We start from the raw sequence: 17,169 nt of genomic DNA on the forward strand, positions 1-17,169 counted from the left end.
ATGATCGAGTACACGGACAAGCAGGACGGCGCGCGGATCAAGGTGATCGGCGTCGGGGGCGGCGGCGGCAACGCCATCAACACGATGGTCGCGGGGCGCCTCGAGGGCGTGGAGTTCATCGCGGCCAACACCGACGTGCAGGCGCTCGCCGCCAACCGGGCGAGCGTCAAGATCCAGCTCGGCCGCAGCGCCTCGCGCGGGCTGGGGGCGGGCGCGAACCCGGAGGTGGGCCGCACCGCCGCGCTCGAGGAGCGCGACCAGATCGCCGCGGCGCTGGAGGGCGCCGACATGGTGTTCGTCACCGCCGGCATGGGCGGCGGCACCGGCACCGGCGGCGCCCCGGTGGTCGCGGACATCGCCAAGTCCACCGGCGCGCTCACCGTCGGCGTGGTGACGAAGCCGTTCCTCTTCGAGGGCAACAAGCGGCGCAAGCAGGCCGAGCAGGGGCTCGCGGAGCTGAAGGCCGCGGTCGACACGCTCATCGTCATCCCGAACCAGCGGCTCCTCTCGGTCGCGGGCGAGAACATGTCGCTCGCCGACGCGTTCAAGCGCGCCGACGAGGTGCTGCTCCACGCGGTGCAGGGCATCTCCGACCTCATCACGGTCCACGGCCTCGTGAACGTCGACTTCGCCGACGTCCGCACGATCATGAGCGAGCAGGGGATGGCGCTCATGGGCACCGGCCGCTCCTCCGGCGAGCGCCGCGCGGTGGAGGCCATGCAGGCCGCCATCAACTCGCCGCTGCTCGAGGACGTCACCCTCGACGGCGCCACCGGGCTGCTCGTGAACATCAGCGGCGGCCCGAACCTCACGCTGTTCGAGGTGAACGAGGCGGTCTCGATGGCGCAGGCCGCCGCCGACCCCGACGCGAACATCATCTTCGGGTCGGTCATCAACGAGCACCTCGGCGACGAGGTGAAGATCACCGTGATCGCGACGGGGTTCCAGCAGCGCGACCTCAAGCCCGCCGCCCGGGGGCCGGTGCAGGCGCAGGTGCCCGTCGCCGCGGCGGTGACGAAGGCGATCCCGCCGCCCGTCCCGGTCATCGAGGCGAAGAAGGACCCCGTCCGGCTCACCAACGCGCCGGTCGCCGCGCCGGCCAAGGCGGTGGTGCGGACGCCGGTCTCCATCCGCCGCGAGCCGGCCATCTACAAGCCGCTCGAGGAGGACCAGTACGACATCCCCGCGTTCCTTCGCCGCGGCGGGCGGGACTCGTAGCCGCCGCCTTCGGCGTGCGCAGCGCCGCGGCCGCCCTCCGGGGCGGCCGCGGTCGTTCCGGGGGTTCGTCGCGCGGGCGGAGCCCGTGCTCCCATCAGAACAGGTAGTCGCTGACGTCCACGTCCACGCGGACCGTTCCGGTGATCTGGAGGATCGTGTCCTCCGGAGGCGGCGTTCCCGTCCCCTCGACGCCGAGCATGGGGTTGCCGCCGAGCAGGTACCGGTCGAGATCCACGCCACTCACCTCGAGCTCGACCACGCGGGTGCCCGCCGGCGCGCTCGCCACGTCGTGCCCCTCGGCGATCACCACGTCCGGGAGCCCGTCCGCCCGGACGATCACGACCACGTCGTCGAGCCACCGCTCGAAGCTCGCCCCCGCGCGGAGCTCGACGCGCAGCTGCACCACGCGCGCGGAGTCGATGTCGCCTCGCTCGAGCCCCTCCTCGCGCAGCGTGTCCTCGATCCGCGGCGCGGCGCGGAAGCCGCTCACCGTGCGGGGCGGCCCACCCGCGGGGTCCCCCGGGACCGAGACGATCGCCGAGCGCGTGACGTCGACCTCGTCGAGGCGGCCGCAGCCGGCGGCCGCCGCCAGGAGCAGGCCGATGAATGCGCCACGCATGAGCGCACGGTGCCAACGGGATGCGCGGGCGGGCAGCCGCCCGCCCGGAGGCAGGAGCGCGCCTCGAAGGGTCTCGTCCGCCGCCGTGGCCGTCGGACGAAGAGACGAACGGGCCGACCCCGACCGGAGCCGCCCCGTCGACCGGTTCGACCAGGTCAGTCCAGCAGCCCGCTCACGTTCACGTCCACCCGGATCGTAGCGGTGATCTCTGCGGTGGTGTCCTCGACCGGGGGAATGCCGGCTGCCTCGACGCCGAGCGTCGGCGCGGTCCCCGTGAGGTACGGCTTCAGGTCGACGTCGCGCCGTACGTCGAGCTCCAGTACGCGGGTCCCGGCGGGCATCGCGCGGATGCCGCGCTTCTCGGCGACGACGACGTCGGGGAGCCCCTCGGCGCGCGCGCGCAGGACGACCTCGTCCAGCCAGGTCTCCAGGCTCGCGCCCTGCAGCACCTGCACGCGCAGGCTGCGAGGGCGAGCCGAGTCGATGTCGTCCGGATCGATCCCCTGGTCGCGGAGCGCGTCCTCTCCGCCGAGATCCACCGTGGCGAGCCCGCCGATCGTCCCGCCGGTCCCGCCGGAGGGGCTCCCCGGGATCGTGAACCTGGCAGAGCGCGTGAAATCCACGTCGTCGAGGCCGCCGCAGGCGATGGCGGCGACGAGGAAGGCGAGCGCCGATCTGGACATGTCTCGAAGGTAGCGATCGCCACCCGCGGCGGCGCGACGCCCGCCCCCGGCGCGGCCGGCGGCCCTGCCCTACCCTTCGACGGCCTCCGGCGGCTCGGGTGGGACGGGCTCGTCCGGGAGATCGGGCGCGGGCGCGCCGCCGATCCCGAGCCGGGCGGCGAGGGGGATCTGCGCGCGGATGACGAGCGCGACGAGCTCGGCGAGCGGCATCCCGACCTCCTCGGCGCCCCTCCGGATGTACTCGCGATCCACCGAGCGCGCGAACGCCTTGTCCTTCATCTTCTTCACCACCGACTCGGGCGGCAGATCGACGACGCTCCTCGACGGGCGCACGAGCGCGCACGCGCCGACGAACCCGGTCAGCTCGTCCGCCGCGACGATCGCCCGCTCCATCGGTGTCTCGCGCGGGACCCTCGTGTAGAACGCGTGCGCGCCCACCGCCTTCACGACCGGCTCCGGCCAGCCGCGCTCGCGCAGGATCTCCATGCCGCGGAAGACGTGGTCGGCCTCGGTGGGCCAGCGCTCGTAGTCGAAGTCGTGCAGCAGGCCGACGACGCCCCACGTCTCCAGCTCGTCCGCCGCCGTCACGCCGGCCCGCCGCGCGAGCGCCCGCATCGAGGCCTCGACCGCGAGGGCGTGCCGGCGCAGCGGCTGGGTCTTCGTGAACTCGCAGAGCAGCGACCAGGCGGCGGCGCGTCGGGGGACGTACATGGTGGGATGATAGCGCCGCGACGTTCCGCGCACTCGCCCCCGCCCTGCCCCGCGCTATCCTCGCCACCACGGAGGCGCCGGATGACGGTGAGCTTCACCCGCAGCATGCAGATCGGGGTCCCCGAGATCGACCAGCAGCACCGCGAGCTGTTCGCGCGGCTCGGGGGGTTCGACGACGCGCTCGGCCGGGGCGATCGCCTGGAGATCGAGGCGACGTTCGGGTTCCTGCGCGAGTACGCCCTCGTGCACTTCGAGTGCGAGGAGCGGCTCATGCGGGAGGCCGACTACCCGCGGCTCGAGGCGCACCGCGCGATCCACCGGACCTTCGTCGAGCGGCTGGAGGCGCTCTCGCGGGAGCACGCGGAGCGCGGCCCGAGCGCCTTCCTGCGCCTGCGGGCGCGCAACTGGATCGTCGTGTGGCTCACCGACCACGTCGGCGGCGAGGACGTCGCGCTCGGGCGGCACCTCGCGACGGTTTGAACGGGGGCTGCGCCCCCGCCCCGCCGAGCGGAGCTCGTCGGGGCCCCACCCCTGCTCGCCGGGTCCCGTGCGCCGCCGCGGGCGGCTTCGCCGCCGGCAGCGGCGCCCCGGCGGCTCGCTTCGCTCGGCGAACGGGGCTGCGCCGCGGATCCTCGTCGTCTTTCGGCGGGTCACCGGCGCGCGAGGCGCGGCGCGAGGAAGCGCAGGGAGGCGTCGAACCGGTAGTTGATGCCCATGTGCCCGTCCTCGAACTCCTCGTGGACGACCTCGATCCCGCCGCGGCGCAGGGCGTCCACGACCATCCGGGCGCCCCAGCGCAGGTGGTACTCGTCGCGCGTGCCGCAGTCCACGAACACGCTCGCGAGGCGCCGGTACGCGTCGAGCGCGCGGGGCACGAACCGGACGGGATCGTGCTCGAGCCAGCGCGCCCACACCTCCTCGCGGACGCGCCCCGAGGGCAGCTCGAAGGGCAGCGCGAGCCCCAGCGGCGCGCCCGGGTCGGGCGCGTAGTGCGCCGCCATGGCGAGGACGTTCAGCACCGGGTGGTCGCCGCCGCCGAGCTTCGTCTCCGCCGCGCGCCGCTTCGCGGCCGCGAGCCAGGCCGCCGCGTCGGGCGCCCCCGCGAGCGCCCCGGCCGCCTTCGGCAGATCGGGCAGGTAGCAGTACTCGAAGTAGGCGTCGCCGGCGTGGCAGGCCAGGTGCGCGAAGACGTCCGGGCGGTCGCGCCCCATCGCCAGCGCGCCGTAGCCGCCCGAGCTCTTCCCCACCACCGCCCGGGCCTCCCGCCGCGGGATCGTGCCGAGCGCGCGATCGACGTGGGCGACGACGTCCTCCGCGACGTAGTCCTGGTAGCCGCCGACGGCGGGTGCGTTCGTCCACTGCGTCCCGCCGAGCGCGGTCATCCCGTCCGGGAACACGCCCACCACGGGCGGGATCGCCCCCGAGGCGATCAGCGCGTCGAGCCGCTCCGGAACGGTGGGCGCGAACACGGACGCGTTGGTCCAGCCGCGCGCGCTTCCGGTGAACCCGTGGAGGAAGTAGACCGCCGGGAGCGGCGCCGCCCCGTGGCCGGGCGGGAGGTAGGCGAGGACGAGGCGCCGCGCCGGGTCGCCGAGCGGGTTGCCCGCCAGCGCACCGGACTCGACCTCGAGCTCCACGAGCGAACCGTGCATGCCCGCAGGCGTACCCCGGCCCCGAGGCACGTTCCACACATTTGCGGACGCCGAGCCCGCGCCGCGAAAGGCGCAGCGGTCGCCCCGCCGTGTCACACTAGGGTCCCCTCGAGCCCGCCGACTCCACATGCGCCTCCTCCTCCTCGCGGCCTTCCTCCTCGCTCCCGCCGCGGCGCGCCCGGACGCCGTCGCGCTGCTCCCCGCGACCGGCGCCAACGTGCACGCCGGACATCTCGCGGCCGCGACCGACCTCCTCCGCTCGCACCTGGAGCGCGCCGGGTTCTCGGTCGTCCGCGTCTCGGCACCCGAGCTCGCGAACGCAGAGGCCACGCCCGCGCAGGCGGGAGCGGCGGCGGCCGGGGCCGGGGCCTCGCTCGGGGTGACGCTGCGAGTCTCGCGCCTGGGCACGCTCGCGAGCGTGCGGCTCGCGGCCTTCCACCCGGACGGCACCGCGGCCCACCTCGACGAGCTGTCCGCCTCCGGCCCGAACGACCTCGATCCGGTCCTGCGCCGGCTCGCGGCCGGGCTCGCGGAGCGCAGACCCGCGCGCCTCCTCGCGGAGATCGACTCCGTCACCGAGCGCGAGGCGGAACCCTACCTGAAGCAGGTCGCGACCCAGGTGTTCGGGCTGCGACTCGGGAGCGCCTTCCTCCTGAACCGCGCGGACGGCGCCGAGCTCGCGCGCGGCGCCGCCGGCGGGGGATTGTTCTGGCTCTACGACGCGCGGACGTTCCTCGCCGACGTCTCCTTCGACCTGAACGGCGGCGACGGTAACCGGCTCGTCGCGCTCGGGCTCGGGTTCTACTACCCGTTCTCGCGTGCCAACCTCGCGCCCTACGCCGGTGGCGGCCTCGCCTACACATGGATCGATACGGGGGGCGCGGGCGCGCAGGGGCTCGCGTTCCGCGGCGCCGTCGGCGCGCTCTTCGGACGGCTCTCGACGGTGCAGGTGCGGGTCGAGGCCGGCTACGTCGTCGGCGCCTTCCGCGAGGAGGCGGCGGGCACGACCGGGCGCGTCCCGCACGGCGCCATCCTCTCCGTCGGGCTGGGGCACTGATCGTGGCCCGGCAGGCGCGCAGCCTCCTCTCCGCCGCCGCGCTCGCGGTCTCGCTCACCGCGACCGGCTGCGGGCACACGCGCTTCACGAGCAGGGTCACCACCCCGGAGCCGGACGCGGTCATCTGGCTCGACGGCCGCCCGCTCCGGGGCGGCGCCCGCGTCTGGGCGCTCGGCCCACCTCACGACGGCCAGCTCCTCGTCATCGCGCGCGACGGGCGGCGCACCCGCTCGGTCGTCTCGCGCCGGTTCACTCCCGGCTCGCTGGTGATGGGGTTCTACACGATGGGCGCGTGCCTCCTGCTGTGCTGGGTCTACCCCGAGGAGATCCACGTCGCCCTCCCGCCCGCGCCGCCCAGGGCGAGCTGGGACGAGGACGTGCCCGGCGATCCCTGGCTCGCGGCGCCTGCGGGGTGGGGCGGCGAGACGGGGGGAGCGAAGTAGGAACGACCCCCGACCTCGACCGCTCGGGACCGGTCATCCCGAGCGTAGCGCCTCCGCGCAGCGGAGACGCGAAGTCGAGAGACCCCGACCCCGACCCCGCCGGAGCCCGCGTGCGCCCCCTCCCCCTCCTCACCGTCCTCGCGCTCCTCGCCGCGCCGCAGGCGCGCGGCGCGCCCCCCGCCACCGTGGCGCTCCTCCCCGCGACGGGCTCCAACGTCACCGACGGTCAGCTCGCCGCCGCCGGCGACGTGCTGCGCGCCCACCTCGAGGCGACCGGCCGGTTCGTGGTGGTGCGCGCGGGCGGCCCCGCCGCGGGGGCGGAGGCCTCGCCCGCCGACGCCGGCGCCGCGGCGCGCGCGACGGGCGCGGCGCTCGCCGTCGCCGTCCACGTCGCCCGGCTCGGCGAGACCGCGATCGTCCGCGTGGCCGCGTACGCGCCCGACGGCGCCGTCGTCCACACCGATCAGCTCGGCGCGCTCGGCGTGGACGATCTCGATCCCGCCCTCGATCGCCTCGCGGCCGGCCTCGCCCGCCGCGGCCGGGCCGCCGAGCTCGCCCGCATCGACACGGTGACGGCCAGGGAGGAGCGGCCGCTGCGCAAGATGACCGCCTGGATGGCGTACGGGATGAAGATCGGCTCGCTCGTTCCGGTCCACCGCCCCGACCCGGCGGCGCGCGCGGGGAGCGCGTCCGGCGTCGGCCTCGTCTGGCATTACGACGCGCGCGACTGGCTCGCCGACGTGACGCTGGAGGGGGTCACCTCGAACCTCGACGCCTGGCGGCCGGATCCCGACCGCGCCCTCGCGCTCGCCATCGGCGTGTACAAGCCGTTCTCGAGGGGCAACGTGGCGCCGTACGCCGGCCTCGGCCTCGCCTACGCGATCACCCGCTTCGGCGACGTCGCCGGCCACGGGCTCCAGCCGCGCGCGATCGCCGGGCTCCTCCTCGGCCGCCTGTCGAACGTGGCGGTGCGCGTCGAGGCCGGCTGGTTCGTCGACGCGTTTCCGGTCGCGGAGCGCGTCACCGGCCGCGACGTGTGGGTCCACGGCGGCCTCGGGTCGCTCACGTTCGTGGCCTCGGAGCCGACGGGGCGCTGAGCCCCGCCCCCGGCCTGCGGCGGTCAGCTCCCGCGCGCGAGCACGACGCTGCAGCGGGCGGCGAGCTCGGTGGTGCGGGCGAGGAGCGCCTGCGCCTCCTCGTACAGCGCGGCCGCGTCGCCGTCGCCCCCCGGATCCGGCAGCTCGCCGATCCGGGAGAGCAGCTCCGACACCCGCAAGAGGTGCTGGTGCGCGAGGAGCAGGTCGCGGCCGAGCCGCGCGCCCTGCCGGGTGAAGATGAGGCCGGTCTGGAAGAGGCGACCGAGCGCGCCGCGGTTCACCTCGGCGACGGTGCGGCAGCGGGCCTGGAAGTCGCGCAGGCGCCGCGCCTCGCGCGCGCGCGCGATGTCCACGATTCGTGAACGTCGGCGCTGCGGACGCGAGCGGGGGACCGGGGCCATCGTGTGGGCGGGATCGTAGGCGTCCGGCGCGGGCGCGGTCAACGCCACCCGTCCTCTTGACACCACCCGAACGCGGTCCGGGGTTCCCCCGGGGGCGTCGCTCACCCCAGCGCGGCGACCGCGAGCTCCTGCACCTTGGCGAGCGCCTTCTCCAGGCCGGCGGGATCCGAGCCGCCCGCCTGCGCCAGGTCCGGCTTGCCGCCGCCCGAGCCCCCGACGAGCTTCGCGGCCTCCTTCACGAGCTCCCCCGCCTTGAGCCGGGCGGTGAGGTCCTTCGTGACGGCGACGAGCAGGATCGCCTTGCCGTCCTGCTCCGCCCCGAGCGCGACGACGCCCGTGCCGAGCCGGTCGCGGAGCTTGTCGGCCAGCTCGCGCAGGCTCTTGCCGTCGCCCTGCACGCGGACCGCGAGGACCTTCGCGCCCTTCACGTCCCGCGCCTGGGCGGCGAGATCGCCGGACTGCGCGGAGGCGATCTTGCCCTTCGCCTCGTCCAGCGCGCGCTCGAGGTCCTTCACGCGCTTCTGGGTCTGCTCGATCTTCTGCGCGACCTCGAAGGCGCCCGCCTTGAAGAGCGCCGCCGCGCGGCGGAGCTCGTCGGCCTCCCGCTGCGACAGCTCGATCGCCTGCGGCCCCGTGTACGCGACGATGCGGCGCACGCCCGCGGCGATCGACTCCTCGCTGCCGATCTTGAAGAAGGCGATGTCCCCGGTCCGCCGCACGTGCGTGCCGCCGCAGAGCTCCTTGGAGGGTCCGAGGCGGACGACGCGCACGACGTCGCCGTACTTCTCGCCGAAGATCATCATGGCGCCGGACTGGCGCGCGTCCTCGAGCTTGAGGACGGCGGTCTCCGTCTCGGCGTTCTCGCGCACGAGCTCGTTCACCCGCCGCTCGATGGCGTTCAGCTCCTCCTCGGAGAGCGGCTGGAAGTGGGAGAAGTCGAAGCGCAGGTAGTCCGGGGCCACGATCGAGCCGGCCTGCTTCACGTGGTCGCCGAGCGTCTCGCGCAGCGCGAGCTGGAGCAGGTGCGTCGCCGAGTGGTTCGCGCGGATGAGGTCGCGGCGCCGGTCGTCGACGGCGAGCTCGACCAGATCTCCGACCGCGAGCTCACCCTCCTCCACCACGCCGACGTGCGTGACGAGGCCGGGCACCGGCCGGCGGGTGTCCTCCACGCGCACGCGCCCGCCCGGCGCGGCGATCGACCCCTGATCGCCGACCTGGCCGCCGGACTCCCCGTAGAAGGGCGTCGCCGCGGTGACCACCTCCACCTTGTCGCCCCGCGCGGCCTTCGCGGCGCGCGCGCCGTTCGCGAGGAGCGCCTTCACCTCGGCGCGGGCGGTCGGCGCCTCGTACCCGAGGAAGCGGGTCTCGCCGAGCTCGCTCGCGATCTGCTTGTGGAGATCGCCGACGGCCTGCTCGCCGGAGCCCTTCCACTCGGAGCGGGCGCGCTGCTCGGCCATGTTCCGGTCGAAGCCCTGCTCGTCCACGTCGAAGCCGCGCTCCGCCGCGATGACGCGGGTGAGGTCGAGCGGGAAGCCGAACGTGTCGTAGAGCTGGAAGGCGAGCTTGCCGTCGATCACCGGCCGGGGCGCCGAAGGCGGCGGGGTGGCGGGCTTGCCGAGGTGCGTCTCCGGCGGGATCGCCTTGCGCATCTCGGTCTCGAGGATGGCGAGCCCCTTGTCGAGCGTGCGCCGGAAGGACTCCTCCTCCTGCCCCGCGACCTTGACGATGAACGCGCGGTTCTCGCGCGTCTCCGGGTAGGCGCCGCCCATCTCCTCCATCACCGCCTCGCAGACGTCCGCGAGGAACGGCCTCTCGAGGCCGAGCCGCTTCCCGTGGCGGATGGCGCGGCGCATGATCCGGCGCAGCACGTAGCCGCGCCCCTCGTTCGCCGGGAGGACGCCGTCGCCCACGAGGAAGGTGGTGGCGCGCGCGTGGTCGGCGATGACGCGCATCGAGACGTCGTCGTCCGCGTCCGTCGCGCCGTAGCGCTTCCCGGCGAGCTTCTCGATGGCGCGGATGATGCTCTGGAAGGCGTCGATGTCGTAGTTGGAGCGCTTCCCCTGGACGACGGCCGCCATGCGCTCCAGGCCGGCGCCGGTGTCGATGGAGGGCTTCGGCAGCGGGGTGAGCCCGCCGTCGGCGCCGCGCTCGAACTGCATGAACACGAGGTTCCAGATCTCGAGCCAGCGGTCGCAGTCGCAGGCGACGCCCTGGCACGTGCGGCCGGCCTTCTCCTCGGCGCAGGGGATGTCGTTCCCCTGGAAGAAGTGGAGCTCCGAGCACGGGCCGCACGGCCCGGTGTCCCCCATGGCCCAGAAGTTGTCCTTCGCGCCGAGCTTGTGGATCCGCTCGGGGGGCACGCCCTGCGCCTCCCAGAGCCGGTACGCCTCCTCGTCCCAGGGCAGGGTCCCCTCCCCAGCGAAGACGGTGGCGGCGAGCCGCTCCTTCGAGATCGCGAGCCAGCGCTCGGAGGTGACGAGCTCCCAGGCCCAGGCGATCGCCTCCTTCTTGAAGTAGTCGCCGAAGGAGAAGTTCCCGAGCATCTCGAAGAACGTGTGGTGGCGGGCGGTGAACCCGACGTTCTCGAGGTCGTTGTGCTTGCCGCCGGCCCGGACGCACTTCTGCGCCGTGGTCGCCCGGGAGTAGTCGCGCTTCTCACGACCGGTGAACACGTCCTTGAACTGGTTCATCCCGGCGTTCGTGAAGAGGAGCGTCGGGTCGTTCTGCGGGACGAGGGAGGAGCTGGGCACGCGGCGGTGCGCCTTCTCCTCGAAGAAGCGCAGGAAGAGCTCGCGGATCTGGGCGGCGGTTTTCATGGCGAAGAGCGCTTTTTAACAGAGGGATCGGCCCCTGGCTACCGGCCGCCGGAGCGCTCCGCGCCGGGGAGCACCACCCGCCAGCGCCCGTCCTCGCGCACCATCGTCACCTCGCGCGGGGCGCGCTCTCCCTCGAGCTGGACGGCGACCACCGCCGCGTCGCGCGACTCGCGCAGCACGGTGGCCGAGGCGATCCGCTCGGCGCGCGGGGCGAGGTCGCCGAGGACGAGCTCGCGTCCGCTCGCCGGGAGCACGCCGGGCGCCGCCCGGGCCGCGACCTCCTTCGCCCGCTCGTCGAGCAGCTCGCGGGAGCGCTCGGAGAGCATGCTCCACACGGTGTCGGCGTCGCCCGCCCGCGCCGCGGCCGCGAAGACGCGGTACCGGTCGGCGGGGCCCTCCGGGCGACGGCAGGCGAGCGTGACGAGGACGAGCAGGGCGGCGCCGAGCCGGACGGTGAGGGTCATGGCGCAAGCATAGCCGCGCCCGCGGCGCCCGACGGGGCGATCCAGGCGACGGCGCCCTCCCGGGGCAGCGCTCGTCCGGGCGGCCCCGCAGCGCGGCCGCTCCTCGCGCCCGGCGTCCACATATTTCGGGTCGGGACGGCGCGGCGAGACTCTCGCCCGTTCGGCTCCGCCTTCCGGCGGGGGCGCCGCCGCTGACGAGCGCGATTTCGCGCGGAGGGGGACAGGAGCATGGATATTCGCAAGATGGCGCTGGCGCTGCCGCTCGCATTCGGCATCGCCTGCTCGACGTCGCAGTCCAGCCGCACGGCCCGGACCGAGGAGCCGGCTCCGCCGGCCGGGACCGGGGCCACCAGGGAGGGCTCGCCCGGCGCCGCCGGCAGCGACGCCGAGGGCGGCCGCGTGGCGACCACGCCGGGCCGGACGGGCACGACGACCACCCCGGACGACGGGACGCTCTCCGGCGATCGGACGATGGGCGGAACGTCGGACCTCAAGGGCCACGCGAGCGACCGGGTGTTGATGGGCAAGGTGGAGAGCGTGTCGGGACGCTCGCTCTCGATCCAGTCGGACATGGGTGACAGCCGGACGCTCGAGATCGTCCCCGAGACGATCATCACCGTCGACGGCCGCGAGGGCAGCTCCGCCGACATCAGGGAAGGGCAGCCGATCCGTGCGAGCTTCAACGAGCAGGACGGCAAGCAGGTCGCGGTGAAGATCGAGGCCGGCGAGATGATGGGCGGCACGGGCCACATGGGCGACACGCACATGGGCGGCCACGGCGACATGGGCACCACCGGCACCGGCAGCGGCGCGGGCACCACGCCCGAGAGCGGCACGACCGGCACGAGCCCGGCGGACACCGGCACCAGCACGAGCGGCAGCGGTACGGACAGCGGCTACGACACCGGCACGCGCCGGTAGCGAGCGCCGATCACCAGCGACGCGCCTCCGGCCTTCGGGCCGGGGGCGCTCGCGCGTCCGGCGCTCCGGTCACGCCGGCCGGCGCAGCCGCAGCCGCCACACCGGCTGGCCGGTCTCGAGGTACCGCTTCTCGCGGGTGGAGGGCAGCTCGTCCGGCGGCCGCTCCGCGAACGCCCCCGGGCCGCACTCGTTCGCGAAGCCCGCCGCCTCGAGCCGCACCACCGCCTCGCGCGCGTACCGCTCGACGTCGGTGCGGAAGTCCAGCAGCCCGCCGGGCGCGAGCAGCCCGAGCAGGAGCGACGACATGCGGTCGTCGACCAGCCGCCGCCGCCCGTGCCTCCGCTTCCACCACGGATCCGGGAAGTGCACGTGGATGGCGGCGAGGGAGCCGGCGCGGAACAGCCGGGGGGCGAGGATGCGGCCGTCGCCCTGGATCACCACGAGGTTCCCGTGGCCGCGCCGCTCCGCCTTCGCGGCGACGTCGCGCGCGAACGCCCGGCGCTGCTCGATCGCCACGAGCGCGCGGTCCGCGTGCGCGCGCGCGAACGCCAGCGCGAACCCTCCGTGGCCGCAGCCGATCTCGAGCTCGAGCCGCCCGGCGAGCGGGCCGAAGCGCGCCGTCCAGTCGGGCGCGAGGTCGAGCGCGAGCGGAGCGTCGTCGTCGTCGGAGAAGATCATGGGCGCGCCTGTTTAGCATGCCCGGCGCGCGTGCCAAGCACCGCGGCGTCCGCGGGGGGGCCGCGCCGCGAGACCTCGGGTGCACCGGGCGGCGGGCGCCCGCCTATCCGCTACCCGCGCTCCGCGTAGACGACCAGCTTCGCGCCGACGTGGAGCTTGTGGGCGTTCGGGTTGCGGATGCCGTTCCAGCGGCACAGCTCGGTGAGGTCCACCCGGAACCGCTGCGCGATCGACCAGAGGGTGTCGCCCGCGCGCACGCGGTGGGTCGAGCGAGCGCGATCCGACGGGATGCGCACGGCGGTCCGGGCGCGGGCGCGCGCGGAGGTTCGCTCGATCCTGCCTTCCTCGCCGGCCGAGGCCACGGCCGCGCCGACCGGGCGCGGGATCATGAGCTCCTGGCCGACGCGGAGCTTCCGGGCGTTCTTCAGCCCGTTCATCTCCATGATCCCCTGCATCGGCACGCCGTGCCGGTGCGCGATCGAGGAGAGGGTGTCCCCGCGGCGCACGACGTGACCGGCGAAGGTGAGGCGGACCTTCGGCTGCATCGCCGGCCAGTTCTCGGCGAACGTGTCCGCGCTGGCCTTGGGGAGCTTGAGCGCGTACGGGCGCGGCGGCGTGCAGGCGCGGCGCAGCTCCGGGTTCAGGTCGATGAGCTCGCGCTCGCTGACGCCGGCCGCCTTCGCGATCGTGGAGAGCAGCGTGGCGGAGGGGATCCTCACCTCCTCGTACGCCGTCCACGACTGCCGCTCGATCTCCTCGTCGGAGAAGCCGAACTCCCGCGGGTGCTTCGAGAGGATGGCCGCCGCCATGAGCTTCGGGACGTAGCCCTTCGTCTCCGGGTGGAGGACCCGCTTGCCGGGCACCGCCGCCATCTCCCAGAAGTCCTCGTAGCCGGCCCGCCGCGCCTTCGCGATCCGGCCGCCGCCCGCGTTGTAGCCCGCCCACGCGAGCCGCCAGTCCCCGGTCTGCTGGAAGAGCTGCTTGAGGTAGCGGGCGGCGGCGCGTGCCGAGCGCTCCGGATCGCGCCGCTCGTCCACCCAGAAGTCCTGGCGCAGCCCGAAGGCCTTGCCGGTGGAGGGGATGAACTGCCACGGCCCGGCCGCCTTGGCGGGGCTGAGGGCGAAGTTGCCGAAGCCGCTCTCGATCATCGCGAGGTAGACCGTGTCCTCCGGCAGCCCCTCCTCGCGGAGGATCGCGCGGTAGCGGTCGAGGTAGCGGTGCGAGCGGGAGAGCCACTTCGCGAAGTGGGCGCGCGCGGCAGGCCCCTGGAAGAAGCGGATGTAGTCGAGGACCGCCTCGTTCACGTCGATGGGGATGTCGTAGCGCGCCCGGAGCTCGGCCAGGTTCATGTCGAGCTCCGGCAGCAGCTCGATGCGGCCGAGGCCGGTCTCGTGCGGCACCTGCCCGTCCACCGCCGCGTCCTTCGCGCCGTCCCGGACGTGCGCCTCCTCCTCCGCGCGCCGCACCGCCTCGATCTCGGCCGAGTCGCGATCGATCTCCTCCGCGATGGGCTGATCGTCGGGCACGTACGCCCACGCGTCCTCGACCTGCGGTGCGCGCGGCTCCGGCGCGGCCACCTCGAAGGTGTCCTCGATGAGCTCCGGCTCCGGGACGAGCGCCGGCGGGAGGACCTGCGTCGCCGCCGAATGGGCAGCGCTGAGGGTGGATGCCCGCGCCCGCGCCTGGACGGCCGTCGGTACGATCAGGACGAACAGGACGACATGGGACAGGTGCGTCGGTCTCATCGCTCCTCGGCTGCTCGGGCTCCAGCCGGGGGACGGACCGGAACCTGCTTGGGTTGACATGGTAGCGAGCAAAGGCTCGTGGTCAAAATCATGCGCTCGCTCGCCTAGTTGCTTGGCTGCCGTGGAAACTGCCGCCCCCGGGGTGACGAGACCTCGGATGCGGGGGTCCGCCGTCCTTCGTCCTCGAGATTGGGCATCGAAAGGGCACGCACGGCAGGCCCCTTTGCTGGCGGTCGCTCCGACGTGCGTCGGCGCGCCCGGCAGGGCGAGGTTCGGGTTGCGATCGGGGACGAAGCGGCTTAGCAGGGAACCGCCGGACGCCGGGCGAATTCCGGGTTCCCAGCCCATCGGCGGGAGTGCTACACCCCCGCCCCGTCGTCGCCGCGCACGAGCATGCAGATCGGGCCCTACACGTTCTCCGGCAGGTTCTTCCTGGCGCCGCTCGCCGGCGTCTCCGACCGCCCCTTCCGCGCCATCTGCCGCTCGATGGGCGCGAGCTTCGCGTACACGGAGATGGTGAGCGCCCATGGCCTCGTCCACGGGACGCTCCAGACGGAGAGCTACCTGGATCGCGATCCGGACGAGGACCCGTTCGCGGTCCAGATCTTCGCGTCGGAGGCGGACGTGCTGGCCCGCGGCGCGGAGGTGGCGGTGCGGGCGGGGGCCGGGATCATCGACGTGAACATGGCCTGCCCGGTGAAGAAGGTCTGCGGCACCGGCGCAGGCGCCGCGCTCGGCCGCGATCCGCGCCGCGTCGAGGAGGCCGTGCGCGCGATCCGCGCCGCGGTGGCGGTGCCGGTCACGGTCAAGATCCGGGCGGGGTGGGACGACGCGGAGGTGAACTGCGTGGAGGTCGCCCGCGCCGCCGAGGCGGGAGGCGCGGCGGCGGTCGCGCTCCACGGCCGGACGCGGACGCAGATGTACTCCGGCCGGGCGCGCTGGGAGCTCGTGCGCGCGGTCAAGGAGGCGGTCTCGGTCCCCGTCCTGGGATCGGGGGACGTCTGGACCGTGGACGACGCGCTGCGCATGCGCGCCGAGACCGGCTGCGACGCGGTGCTCGTCGCCCGCGGGGCCTGCGGGAATCCCTGGATCTTCCGCGAGCTGCGCGCGGCGGAGCTCGGCGCGCCGCGCCCGCCGCCGCCCACCCGCGACGAGTGGATCGGCACCGTGCTCCACCACGTCCGGCTCCAGGTCGAGCACCGCCAGCGGCAGCACCCCGGCGACGATCCGCTCGAGCTGGAGCGCCTCGCGATCCGCGAGCTGCGAAAGCACCTCCTGTGGTACACCCGCGGCCGTCGCGGCGGGGTCCACTTCCGCCGCGACGCCAACCGGCTCGCGACCGCCGCCGACGTCGCGCAGGTCATCGAGGAGCACTTCCCGGCCGGCAGCTCGAGCTTCGAGCTGGACCCGGGGTTCCGCCGCGAGGAGGAGGGGGAGTGAAGTGAAGCCGAGGGCGCTGCTGCTCGCCGACTCCGACGAGCTCGCCCGCTCCTGCGAGGGCGCGGGGTTCGAGATCGTCCGCGCGCAGACCGTCGCGGAGGGCCGCGGCCTCGCCGCGCGGGAGCGCTTCGCCATCGTGGACGCGCGGATCGCCCGGCCGCGCCCGCTCGACGAGGAGCTGCAGCAGCGCGTGGAGGCGTTCTTCGAGCGGCTGCGCGGGCACTCCGCGGACGGGCTCTACGACGCCGTCATGCGCGAGGTCGAGCGCCCGCTCATCGCGGGCGCCCTGGCGCGCGCGAACGGCGTGCGCGCCGCCGCGGCCGCCACGCTCGGGATCGACCGCGGCACGCTCGTCCGGCGCATGCGCGCGCTCGGGCTGGACGAGCCATGACCGAGCTGCAGTCCCTCCTGCTCTACACCGGCGCGATCCTCGCCGGCGCCCTCGCGGGCGGCGCCCTCCCGCTCTTCGGCGGGGTCCGCCGTTCGGACGTGCTGCTGTCCTTCTCCGCGGGCGTGATGCTCGGCGCCGCGTTCTTCCACATGCTCCCCGAGGCGGTGGAGGCGGGCGGCGCGGGCGCCCTGCCCTTCGTCGTGGTGGGCTTCCTGCTCCTCTACCTGCTGGAGCGGTTCGTGCTCGTGCACGTGTGCGCCGAGCCCGGCCCCGGCGTCCCCGCCGCGTCCGGCGGGGACGCGCCGGCCGTGGACCCGCAGATCCACGGCGCACCTCGGCACGTCCACGTCCACGGCGACGCCACCGGCTGCGGCGTCCACACCATCGGGCTCGCCGCGTTCATCGGGATGAGCCTGCACACCATCGTGGACGGGTTCGCGCTCGGCGCCGCGAACGTCGAGGCGGAGCTCGGGCTGCTGGTCTTCCTCGCCATCCTCGCGCACAAGGTCCCGAACGCCTTCTCGCTGTCGGCCATCCTGCGCGCGGAGGGTTACTCGCGCCGGCGCGCGCTCGGCATGAACGCGGCGTTCGCGCTGATGGTGCCGGTGGGCGCGGGGCTCTACGTGCTGCTGCGCGAGGCGGTCCACGTGGAGGCGTTCACCTCCATCGCGCTCGCCGCCAGCGCGGGCACGTTCCTGCACCTGTCGCTCTCGGACATCCTGCCGGACCTGCACCGGCGGGGCGTCGCGCGCTGGCGCCTCTCGCTCGCCGTCGTCGCCGGGCTGCTCGTCATGTGGTCGCTGCGCTTCCTGCGCGCGGGCCACGGACATTGA

The 17,169-nt window shown here is 74.5% G+C and carries 18 protein-coding genes; 9 read left to right on the forward strand and 9 right to left on the reverse strand.

What is annotated here, in order from left to right:
• The gene (gene ftsZ, locus ANAE109_RS19995) at nucleotides 1-1,218 is read left to right on the forward strand and encodes a cell division protein FtsZ (protein ID WP_012098707.1); all 1,218 of its coding nucleotides are present in this window, start codon (nucleotides 1-3) and stop codon (nucleotides 1,216-1,218) included.
• 94 nt (nucleotides 1,219-1,312) lie between these two features.
• Here the strand turns inward: ftsZ and ANAE109_RS20000 are convergent, their stop codons facing one another.
• The 3 genes from ANAE109_RS20000 to ANAE109_RS20010 form a co-directional block, all read right to left on the reverse strand.
• Nucleotides 1,313-1,837, reverse strand: coding sequence for a hypothetical protein (locus ANAE109_RS20000; RefSeq protein ID WP_041448546.1), 525 nt, complete (start codon nucleotides 1,835-1,837; stop codon nucleotides 1,313-1,315).
• 155 nt (nucleotides 1,838-1,992) lie between these two features.
• Nucleotides 1,993-2,520, reverse strand: coding sequence for a hypothetical protein (locus tag ANAE109_RS20005; protein ID WP_012098709.1), 528 nt, complete (start codon nucleotides 2,518-2,520; stop codon nucleotides 1,993-1,995).
• Nucleotides 2,521-2,589: 69 nt separating this feature from the next.
• Nucleotides 2,590-3,231 carry an HDIG domain-containing metalloprotein gene (locus tag ANAE109_RS20010; RefSeq protein ID WP_041448547.1) on the reverse strand — a complete coding sequence of 214 codons (642 nt, stop codon included), beginning with the start codon at nucleotides 3,229-3,231 and terminating at the stop codon, nucleotides 2,590-2,592.
• 81 nt (nucleotides 3,232-3,312) lie between these two features.
• On the opposite strand from ANAE109_RS20010, the gene ANAE109_RS20015 reads away from it, so the two are divergent.
• Nucleotides 3,313-3,711, forward strand: coding sequence for a bacteriohemerythrin (locus ANAE109_RS20015; RefSeq protein ID WP_012098711.1), 399 nt, complete (start codon nucleotides 3,313-3,315; stop codon nucleotides 3,709-3,711).
• Between the two features lie 170 nt (nucleotides 3,712-3,881).
• Here the strand turns inward: ANAE109_RS20015 and ANAE109_RS20020 are convergent, their stop codons facing one another.
• On the reverse strand, nucleotides 3,882-4,883 hold the full coding sequence (locus ANAE109_RS20020; RefSeq protein ID WP_012098712.1) for an alpha/beta hydrolase family protein: 1,002 nt from the start codon (nucleotides 4,881-4,883) through the stop codon (nucleotides 3,882-3,884).
• A gap of 127 nt (nucleotides 4,884-5,010) precedes the next feature.
• On the opposite strand from ANAE109_RS20020, the gene ANAE109_RS20025 reads away from it, so the two are divergent.
• From ANAE109_RS20025 to ANAE109_RS20035, 3 genes are all read left to right on the forward strand, one after another.
• The gene (locus ANAE109_RS20025; protein WP_012098713.1) at nucleotides 5,011-5,940 is read left to right on the forward strand and encodes a hypothetical protein; all 930 of its coding nucleotides are present in this window, start codon (nucleotides 5,011-5,013) and stop codon (nucleotides 5,938-5,940) included.
• A 2-nt stretch (nucleotides 5,941-5,942) separates the two neighbouring features.
• Nucleotides 5,943-6,383: a hypothetical protein gene (locus ANAE109_RS20030; RefSeq protein ID WP_012098714.1), complete on the forward strand. Its 441-nt coding sequence runs from the start codon at nucleotides 5,943-5,945 to the stop codon at nucleotides 6,381-6,383.
• A 110-nt stretch (nucleotides 6,384-6,493) separates the two neighbouring features.
• Nucleotides 6,494-7,480, forward strand: a complete 987-nt coding sequence (locus ANAE109_RS20035; RefSeq protein ID WP_012098715.1) for a hypothetical protein — start codon at nucleotides 6,494-6,496, stop codon at nucleotides 7,478-7,480.
• A gap of 23 nt (nucleotides 7,481-7,503) precedes the next feature.
• Here the strand turns inward: ANAE109_RS20035 and ANAE109_RS20040 are convergent, their stop codons facing one another.
• The 3 genes from ANAE109_RS20040 to ANAE109_RS20050 form a co-directional block, all read right to left on the reverse strand.
• Nucleotides 7,504-7,833 (reverse strand): hypothetical protein, encoded by a 330-nt coding sequence (locus ANAE109_RS20040; protein ID WP_234945190.1) that lies wholly within the window; start codon nucleotides 7,831-7,833, stop codon nucleotides 7,504-7,506.
• A gap of 149 nt (nucleotides 7,834-7,982) precedes the next feature.
• A complete protein-coding gene (gene alaS, locus ANAE109_RS20045) occupies nucleotides 7,983-10,697 on the reverse strand; it encodes an alanine--tRNA ligase (protein ID WP_012098717.1) in 2,715 nt (904 codons plus the stop codon).
• A gap of 38 nt (nucleotides 10,698-10,735) precedes the next feature.
• A complete protein-coding gene (locus ANAE109_RS20050) occupies nucleotides 10,736-11,161 on the reverse strand; it encodes a hypothetical protein (protein WP_012098718.1) in 426 nt (141 codons plus the stop codon).
• Nucleotides 11,162-11,389: 228 nt separating this feature from the next.
• Between ANAE109_RS20050 and ANAE109_RS20055 the strand changes: the two genes are divergently transcribed.
• Nucleotides 11,390-12,082 (forward strand): hypothetical protein, encoded by a 693-nt coding sequence (locus ANAE109_RS20055; protein ID WP_012098719.1) that lies wholly within the window; start codon nucleotides 11,390-11,392, stop codon nucleotides 12,080-12,082.
• 69 nt (nucleotides 12,083-12,151) lie between these two features.
• Here the strand turns inward: ANAE109_RS20055 and ANAE109_RS20060 are convergent, their stop codons facing one another.
• Nucleotides 12,152-12,760 (reverse strand): tRNA (guanosine(46)-N(7))-methyltransferase TrmB, encoded by a 609-nt coding sequence (locus ANAE109_RS20060; RefSeq protein ID WP_012098720.1) that lies wholly within the window; start codon nucleotides 12,758-12,760, stop codon nucleotides 12,152-12,154.
• A gap of 110 nt (nucleotides 12,761-12,870) precedes the next feature.
• Nucleotides 12,871-14,505, reverse strand: a complete 1,635-nt coding sequence (locus ANAE109_RS20065) for a LysM peptidoglycan-binding domain-containing protein (protein ID WP_012098721.1) — start codon at nucleotides 14,503-14,505, stop codon at nucleotides 12,871-12,873.
• 393 nt (nucleotides 14,506-14,898) lie between these two features.
• On the opposite strand from ANAE109_RS20065, the gene dusB reads away from it, so the two are divergent.
• Genes dusB through ANAE109_RS20080 form a run of 3 tightly spaced genes read left to right on the forward strand, consistent with a single transcriptional unit; the run spans nucleotide 14,899 to nucleotide 17,169 of the window.
• A complete protein-coding gene (dusB, locus tag ANAE109_RS20070; RefSeq protein ID WP_012098722.1) occupies nucleotides 14,899-15,945 on the forward strand; it encodes a tRNA dihydrouridine synthase DusB in 1,047 nt (348 codons plus the stop codon).
• Between the two features lies 1 nt (nucleotide 15,946).
• Nucleotides 15,947-16,336 carry a helix-turn-helix domain-containing protein gene (locus ANAE109_RS20075; RefSeq protein ID WP_012098723.1) on the forward strand — a complete coding sequence of 130 codons (390 nt, stop codon included), beginning with the start codon at nucleotides 15,947-15,949 and terminating at the stop codon, nucleotides 16,334-16,336.
• On the forward strand, nucleotides 16,333-17,169 hold the full coding sequence (locus ANAE109_RS20080; protein ID WP_012098724.1) for a ZIP family metal transporter: 837 nt from the start codon (nucleotides 16,333-16,335) through the stop codon (nucleotides 17,167-17,169). Before ANAE109_RS20075 ends, ANAE109_RS20080 begins: the two co-directional genes overlap by 4 nt.

It is taken from the genome of Anaeromyxobacter sp. Fw109-5 (assembly GCF_000017505.1).
GTDB lineage: Bacteria > Myxococcota > Myxococcia > Myxococcales > Anaeromyxobacteraceae > Anaeromyxobacter.

Coding starts and splice junctions, on each gene's coding strand:
- ANAE109_RS20010 (WP_041448547.1), bottom strand. CDS start 3,231: ATGTACGTCCCCCGACGCGCCGCCGCCTGGTCGCTGCTCTGCGAGTTC.
- ANAE109_RS20005 (WP_012098709.1), bottom strand. CDS start 2,520: ATGTCCAGATCGGCGCTCGCCTTCCTCGTCGCCGCCATCGCCTGCGGC.
- alaS (WP_012098717.1), bottom strand. CDS start 10,697: ATGAAAACCGCCGCCCAGATCCGCGAGCTCTTCCTGCGCTTCTTCGAG.
- ftsZ (WP_012098707.1), top strand. CDS start 1: ATGATCGAGTACACGGACAAGCAGGACGGCGCGCGGATCAAGGTGATC.
- ANAE109_RS20055 (WP_012098719.1), top strand. CDS start 11,390: ATGGATATTCGCAAGATGGCGCTGGCGCTGCCGCTCGCATTCGGCATC.
- ANAE109_RS20065 (WP_012098721.1), bottom strand. CDS start 14,505: ATGAGACCGACGCACCTGTCCCATGTCGTCCTGTTCGTCCTGATCGTA.
- dusB (WP_012098722.1), top strand. CDS start 14,899: ATGCAGATCGGGCCCTACACGTTCTCCGGCAGGTTCTTCCTGGCGCCG.
- ANAE109_RS20080 (WP_012098724.1), top strand. CDS start 16,333: ATGACCGAGCTGCAGTCCCTCCTGCTCTACACCGGCGCGATCCTCGCC.
- ANAE109_RS20050 (WP_012098718.1), bottom strand. CDS start 11,161: ATGACCCTCACCGTCCGGCTCGGCGCCGCCCTGCTCGTCCTCGTCACG.
- ANAE109_RS20020 (WP_012098712.1), bottom strand. CDS start 4,883: ATGCACGGTTCGCTCGTGGAGCTCGAGGTCGAGTCCGGTGCGCTGGCG.
- ANAE109_RS20000 (WP_041448546.1), bottom strand. CDS start 1,837: ATGCGTGGCGCATTCATCGGCCTGCTCCTGGCGGCGGCCGCCGGCTGC.
- ANAE109_RS20015 (WP_012098711.1), top strand. CDS start 3,313: ATGACGGTGAGCTTCACCCGCAGCATGCAGATCGGGGTCCCCGAGATC.
- ANAE109_RS20025 (WP_012098713.1), top strand. CDS start 5,011: ATGCGCCTCCTCCTCCTCGCGGCCTTCCTCCTCGCTCCCGCCGCGGCG.
- ANAE109_RS20060 (WP_012098720.1), bottom strand. CDS start 12,760: ATGATCTTCTCCGACGACGACGACGCTCCGCTCGCGCTCGACCTCGCG.